Consider the following 6,554-nt stretch of genomic DNA (forward strand, 5'->3'; position numbering starts at 1 on the left):
CCGACGCGAAACTCGGAAAGGACCTCGTGCTTCCGACGCGAAACTCGGAAAGGACACCGCCCTCCCGAGGCGGAACTCGGGAAGGACAGCGGGCTCCCGAATCGCAATTCGGTGCGAGATAAATTTATTTATATTTCAGGACGCATTTCTAGAAGATGATAGACAATGAAGCTTGACACTATAATTCGAAGTTTTCTGATAGCTGGTTTAATATCCGTTCTGGCATTCCTTCTGGAATCGGCTTACTACGGGCTGAGCAATGAGGTTTATTCGATTACCAGTCCTTTTGTTAGCATTATAAACAGCCCTCTAAATATGACAGTACTCGGTATAATATTCGTAGCTACTTTTGTGATAGTCTTGAATACGTTAGCTAAAAAAGAAAGGGCATAAAAAAGAGCCTGGGCGAAACAGAGAGGAATGTAAAGAGAAATAGGAAGGTATACCCTTCTCATATCAAAAGTTCTTTATCACCCATATTTTCCAAAAAGGGCACTTATGCTTTCACTTGTAACCATGCCCAGAATTCGTTTTTCGCAATCTATCACAGGAAGTGCGGAAATCGAATATTTTTCCATAATTGAAGACGCATGTTCGATCCTTTCGTCTTCGTAGACATACTTTACATCCCGTGTAATGATTTCGTCCAGCTCATTGATCTTGCATGCTACTGCTTTTGTAATATCCCAGGAAGTGACTATGCCTTCAAGTTTTCCATCTTCCGATATGACAGGCAGGTGGCTTACACATTCTTTTACCATCAGCCTTGATGCGTGCTCGATTGTTTCGTTGCTCGAAACCGTATAGAAGTTACGGTTCATGACATCGCTTACAAGAATCTCGGACAGGAAACTCCTTATCAGGTAGTTAAGCTGCCCCTCTTCAAGCAGAAAAGCGTCGTGCCCGTACTGTGACCTGATTTCTTCATACCTGGCATCGATTCCGTTTGCAGTAAGAGCGGATACAATTTCCTGCGACTGGTACGGAGGGTAGAGCCAGTCAGAGGATATGGAAATTACGAGAAATTTCGCAGTAACTCCGGAAAAGCCTTCTATAAGGGATCCGTTCTTTGAAAGGTCAAAGTAGTCCACAGCTTTTGTAATATAGAGGTAAGAATTGGCATCAAAGCGCTTTGTAAAATTATCTCCCTGATAATTCAGGTAGCTTTCAACCTGAAAATTAGGAGCAAACTCCTGGGAGAGCTCAGGAGAGGATTTTGACAGATTTGTGCCTGTATAGCCTGCAGTAACCGCAGTTCCTGCCTTATCTCCTGCATCCGCTTCCTTCTGTAACCTTCCGAACTTCTTCTGCATTGAAGCGTCGCTCAGGTATGTGATATGCCCTATCATGCGGGCAAGTGCGAGGCCCTGTGAAGGAATCTTTTTTCCATAATAGTCCCCTCCGTTCCATTTAGGGTCGTCAGTAATGGCTTTTCTGCCGATTGCCCCGAATGCGATTTGCTGGGGTGTAGTTGATGCAGTTGTTGCTATTGCAATTGCTTTTTTCACCATCTCGGGGTAGCTGACAGTCCACTGGAGCACCTGCATTCCCCCCATCGAGCCGCCTGCAACTGCAAAAAGCTGCTTTACTCCGAGGTAGTCAACAAGTTTTTTCTGGGCATTTACCATGTCTCCTATGGTAATTACAGGAAAAGAAATGCCGTAAACTTTTCCGGTTTCAGGGTCTATGGAAGAGGGACCTGTAGAGCCTTTGCAGCCTCCGAGAATGTTTGAGCAGATTACGCAGTATTTCTCGGTGTCAAATGCCTTATTGGGGCCGATTACAATATCCCACCATCCGGGTTTTCTGTCACCCTGGTGGAATCCGGCAGCGTGGGCATCTCCGGTAAGAGCGTGGCAGATGAGGATAACATTGTTTTTATCAGCATTCATTTTCCCGTAGACTTCGTACTCTATACTGACTCCATGAAGGATTTTTCCGCTTTCGAGTTTGAAAGGTCCAGGAATTTTATAGTTCATTGAGCGGACTATCCCGATGCTCTGGCCTTTTTTTCCCGGAAAAATGTTTTTAGTAGATTCCCCGGAAGAATTTACGGAAGAATTAGCGGAAAAATGTGACATGCTGCTCAGACCTCAGAAAGTGCCTGTTCGATATCGAAAATCAGGTCTTTTTCGTCCTCGATCCCTATGGAGAGCCTGATAAAGTCCTCGGTAACTCCACATGCTCTCCTTTCTTCATCAGAAAGCTGCTCATGGGTTGTTGAAGCGGGATGGATTACGAGGCTTTTTGCATCCCCTATGTTTGCAAGGTGAGAAAAAAGTTCGAGGCTTTCAATAAACTTTTTTGCCTCCCCTGTTCCACCTTTGATCCCGAACCCTATTATTGCCCCATAGCCGGCTTTAAGGTATTTCTTTGCAAGCTCGTGGCTCCGATGGGACTCAAGACCGGGATAGGATACCCAGGCAACTTTAGGGTGTGCCTGCAGGAACCTTGCAACTGAAAGGGCATTATCGCAGTGTTTTTTCATCCGGAGGGGGAGAGTTTCAAGCCCCAGGGTAAACAGAAATGAATTAAAAGGGGAAATGCAGGCTCCGGTATCCCTCATAAACTGCACCCTTGCTTTTGCAATAAAAGCAGCTTTTCCAAAGGCTTCCTTATATTTCAGCCCATGGTATCCGGGGTCTGGATTGCAGATTTCAGGGAATTTTTCGGGGCTCCAGTCAAAGTTTCCGGAGTCGACAATTACTCCACCTATCGAAGTTCCGTGGCCTCCTATGTATTTCGTTGCAGAGTGAACCACGATATCTGCCCCATATTCAATAGGCCTCAGGATTACAGGGGCTACCGTGTTATCTACAACGAGGGGAATTCCTGCTGCATGTGCGATCTCTGCAAGTTTTTCAAAATCGGGAACGTCAAGTTTGGGATTCCCGATTGATTCTACATACAGGGCTTTTGTTTTTTCGGAGATAGCTTTTTCAAATTCTTCGGGGCTGCCTGAGCCCACGAACTTTACGGTCCTTCCAAGCTTTGGAAACGTGTAATTGAAAAGCTCGTAGGTTCCCCCGTAGATTTTATCTCCTGAAACAATTTCGTCCCCTGGTTCTGTAAAGGTCAGCAGGGCTGTTGTGATGGCAGCCATTCCAGAAGCCGTTGCAAGGGCACCTATGCCTCCTTCAAGAGCAGCAACCCTTTTCTCAAAAACGTCGGTTGTTGGGTTCATAAGGCGCGTATAAATATTGCCTTCTTTTCTGAGCCCGAAAAGGTCAGCTGCATGTTCCGTGTCGTTAAATACATAAGCGGCAGTCTGATAAATCGGAACAGATCTTGCTCCTGTAACAGGGTCAGGCTTTGCTCCGGCGTGTACTGCAAGGGTAGAAACGCCCGGATTTTCAAGAGCCCTTCTCTTTAACACCTTTTCTCCATTTTGATTCTCTTTTTTATTACCCATTTTATCTTACCTCTGTGATCTGGTTTCAAGTCAGAAGTGAGAATCGAACTCACATAATTCCGGGTTGCAGCCGGAAGCATGACCACTCTGCCATTCTGACAGGTATTCTCTTTTGCATCTGTTCACAATCTTCTTGCACATGTTCATACTCTTCTTGCGTACGTTCACGATTGTGATGATATCTTCACAATCGTGATCTTAATATAAATAATTACCTGTAGAATGATTAAAAGTCAATAAAGACAATTACTAATAATAATAAATTTAAATATAAATAATTATTCCTAATAATGAAAAAGACACAATTTTCAGGGTTTCTGAAAATTTTTTGTGAAAAAAATTCGTGGAAATTTAGAAAAAAGAACCTGAAGCCTTCGCCTTTCCACCTTGCCATTTTATACTTCAAGATCCTCTGATTTCAAGCATCCTGTCCAGGGCTTTTCTGGCTTTCACTCTCACATTTTCCGGGACATGGATTTCATATTCCATATTCTGCAGGCTGTTCAGGATAGATTCAAGGGTAATTTTTTTCATATTATAGCAAAAAGTCTTCTCTGAAGCAGGATAGAATTTCTTATCCGGATACTTCTTTTGCAGGCTTCTTACAATCTCCCTTTCGGTTCCGATTATGAATTCTGTCGAACCTGAACTTCCAACTTCTCTTACTATTCCTGAGGTGCTTAGAATCCGCTCTGCAAAGTTAAGGACTTCAGGTCTGCACTCAGGGTGTGCAAAAAACGCCGCATCAGGGTGAAGATCCTGTAAATTTCTTATATCATTCTCAGTGATGTTATCATGAACATGACAGAATCCCGGCCAGAGGTGAATTTTTTTGTCTGTATGAAGGGACACGAATGCACCAAGGTTTTTGTCCGGAACAAAAATAATTTCCCTGTTTTTTATTGAATTTACCACATTTACCGCATTTGCAGATGTGCAGCAGATATCAGATTCTGCCTTTACGGCAGCCGAACTGTTTACATAGCAAACAACCGCTGCATCAGGGTGTTTTTCTTTTTCTTCCCTGAGAGCTTTTACCGTGACCATATCTGCCATCGGGCAGCCTGCATCAGGGACAGGCAAAAGGACGAGCTTTTCAGGGGAAAGGATGGATGCGGATTCTGCCATGAAGTGAACGCCTGCAAAAATTATCACATCGGCTTTTGAATTCACTGCTGCCTTGCAGAGGGAGAGAGAATCCCCAACAAAATCCGCAACATCCTGCATTTCCCTGCGTGTGTAAAAATGGGAGAGAATTATCGCGTTTCTTTCTTCTTTGAGTTTTTTAATTTTTTCTGCAATTAACTGATTTTCCATAGTGATTCCGTTTTTCCTCAGTAATTCCTTTTGAAAAATATTTCATCTCAAAAAGATTTTAGTTTCAGAATAATTCAGTATAGTTTTTAAACTGTTTCTTTTCAAAACTAATTATTTTTTAGTATGCTGCAGCTCATTCCTTCCACGGCTCAAGTCCGTTTTTCTTAAGATAATCATTAATTGCCTCATGTATTGCCTCTTCTGCAAGCATTGAACAGTGCATTTTAATCGGAGGAAGCCCGTCAAGTGCCTCTGCAACTGCTTTATTTGAAAGCTTCCAGGCTTCTTTCAGGGTTTTTCCTTTAATAAGCTCGGTTGCCATACTGCTTGATGCAATAGCAGCCCCGCACCCGAATGTCTGGAACTTCACATCGACAATCCTGTCTTCTTCTACTTTAAGGAATATTTTCATAATATCCCCACACTTTGCGTTCCCAACCTCTCCTACACCGTCACAGTTCTCAATGCTTCCCATGTTCCTGGGATTCGAAAAATGGTCCATAACTTTAACGCTGTAATCCATGAATTGTCCTCCTGCACTGTATTTTTATGATCAGGTTTCTAAATTCAGATTTCTAAAACGACTTACTCATCCACGACTTACTTACCCGTATTTTTGCTCAAAACTTTCTGTATTCCTGAGGAGTCAACGGCGACATATTTCTGAGCTTCTGAACAATCTCAGGCAGGATTTCAAGCACCCTTTCCACGTCCTCCGGGGTATTCATTTTCCCGAGGCTCAACCTCAGGGAACCGTGAACGATCTCATGCGGAACTCCGCAGGCTGTAAGCACATGCGACGGTTCAAGCGATGTGGAGTTGCAGGCGCTTCCTGTGGATGCAAAGATCCCTTTTGTATTCAGGAGAAGCAGAAGAGACTCCCCTTCTATGAATTCGAATGTGATATTCACATTGTTTGCAAGCCTTTCTGTAGGATGCCCGTTGAGGTGGGTTTTAGGGATTTTCAGAAGCCCTTCAATCAGTCGTTCCCTCATTTCAAGAAGGATCTTATTCTCTTCTTCAAGCTCGCCTGCTGCAAGTTCTATGGCTTTTCCGAGACCCACAATAGCCGGGACATTCTCTGTACCTGCCCTGCGCTTTCTTTCCTGCGCCCCGCCGTGCAGAAGGGCTTCGATTTTTGTTCCTTTTCTTATGTAAAGCGCCCCGCAGCCCTTTGGTCCTCCGAACTTATGACCTGAGAGGGACAGGAGGTCGATATTCATATTTTTAACGTCTATAGGAACGTGCCCTATTGCCTGCACTGCATCCGTGTGGAAATAGATCCTATTCTCCCTTGCGATTTTTCCTAATTCTTCAACAGGCTGAATCGTCCCGACTTCATTATTTGCAAGCATTATGGAAATGAGTATGGTGTCGTCCCTTAACGCATTTCTCAGATCGTCAGGCGATACCATTCCATATTTATCAACAGGAAGGTAAGTCACCTCAAACCCCTGCCCTTCGAGCCATGAACAGGCATGGAGGACGGCGTGGTGTTCGATAGAGCTTGTGATTATGTGCTTTCCTTTGTTCCTGTTTGCAAAGGCAATTCCCTTCAATGCCCAGTTATCGGACTCCGTGCCTCCTGATGTGAAATATATCTCATTCTCTTCAGCCCCTAAGGCATCGGCAACCTTTTTTCTTGCATTTTCTACTGCACTCTTTGAAACTTTTCCAGGGTCATAAATGGAAGAAGGGTTTCCGAAGTTATCTGTCAGGTAGGGAAGCATCTCCTCAACAACTTCCTTTCTTGCAGGAGTCGTAGCAGAATTATCCATGTAAATGGTCCTGTTTTCCACTGTCACACTTACACCTTCACAATTGT

The 6,554-nt window shown here is 43.9% G+C and carries 6 protein-coding genes; 1 reads left to right on the forward strand and 5 read right to left on the reverse strand.

From position 1 onward, the window contains the following. Positions 1-165 precede the first annotated feature (165 nt). Positions 166-393, forward strand: a complete 228-nt coding sequence (locus PLL47_RS14220) for a hypothetical protein (RefSeq protein ID WP_324447122.1) — start codon at positions 166-168, stop codon at positions 391-393. 77 nt (positions 394-470) lie between these two features. Here PLL47_RS14220 and metX read toward each other — a convergent pair whose 3' ends face one another. From metX to nifS, 5 genes are all read right to left on the reverse strand, one after another. Continuing rightward, entirely contained in the window at positions 471-2,081 is a 1,611-nt protein-coding gene (metX, locus tag PLL47_RS14225) for a homoserine O-acetyltransferase MetX (protein WP_324447124.1), read from the reverse strand. A gap of 5 nt (positions 2,082-2,086) precedes the next feature. Further along, on the reverse strand, positions 2,087-3,412 hold the full coding sequence (locus PLL47_RS14230) for an O-acetylhomoserine aminocarboxypropyltransferase/cysteine synthase family protein (protein ID WP_324447126.1): 1,326 nt from the start codon (positions 3,410-3,412) through the stop codon (positions 2,087-2,089). Positions 3,413-3,814: 402 nt separating this feature from the next. Beyond that, positions 3,815-4,729, reverse strand: coding sequence for a quinolinate synthase NadA (nadA, locus tag PLL47_RS14235; protein WP_324447128.1), 915 nt, complete (start codon positions 4,727-4,729; stop codon positions 3,815-3,817). Between the two features lie 133 nt (positions 4,730-4,862). After that, the gene (gene nifU / locus PLL47_RS14240; RefSeq protein ID WP_324447129.1) at positions 4,863-5,252 is read right to left on the reverse strand and encodes a Fe-S cluster assembly scaffold protein NifU; all 390 of its coding nucleotides are present in this window, start codon (positions 5,250-5,252) and stop codon (positions 4,863-4,865) included. 97 nt (positions 5,253-5,349) lie between these two features. Beyond that, positions 5,350-6,554: cysteine desulfurase NifS (gene nifS, locus PLL47_RS14245; RefSeq protein WP_324447131.1), on the reverse strand; the 1,205-nt coding region annotated here is incomplete at its 5' end.

This window comes from Methanosarcina sp. (assembly GCF_035390745.1).
GTDB lineage: Archaea > Halobacteriota > Methanosarcinia > Methanosarcinales > Methanosarcinaceae > Methanosarcina.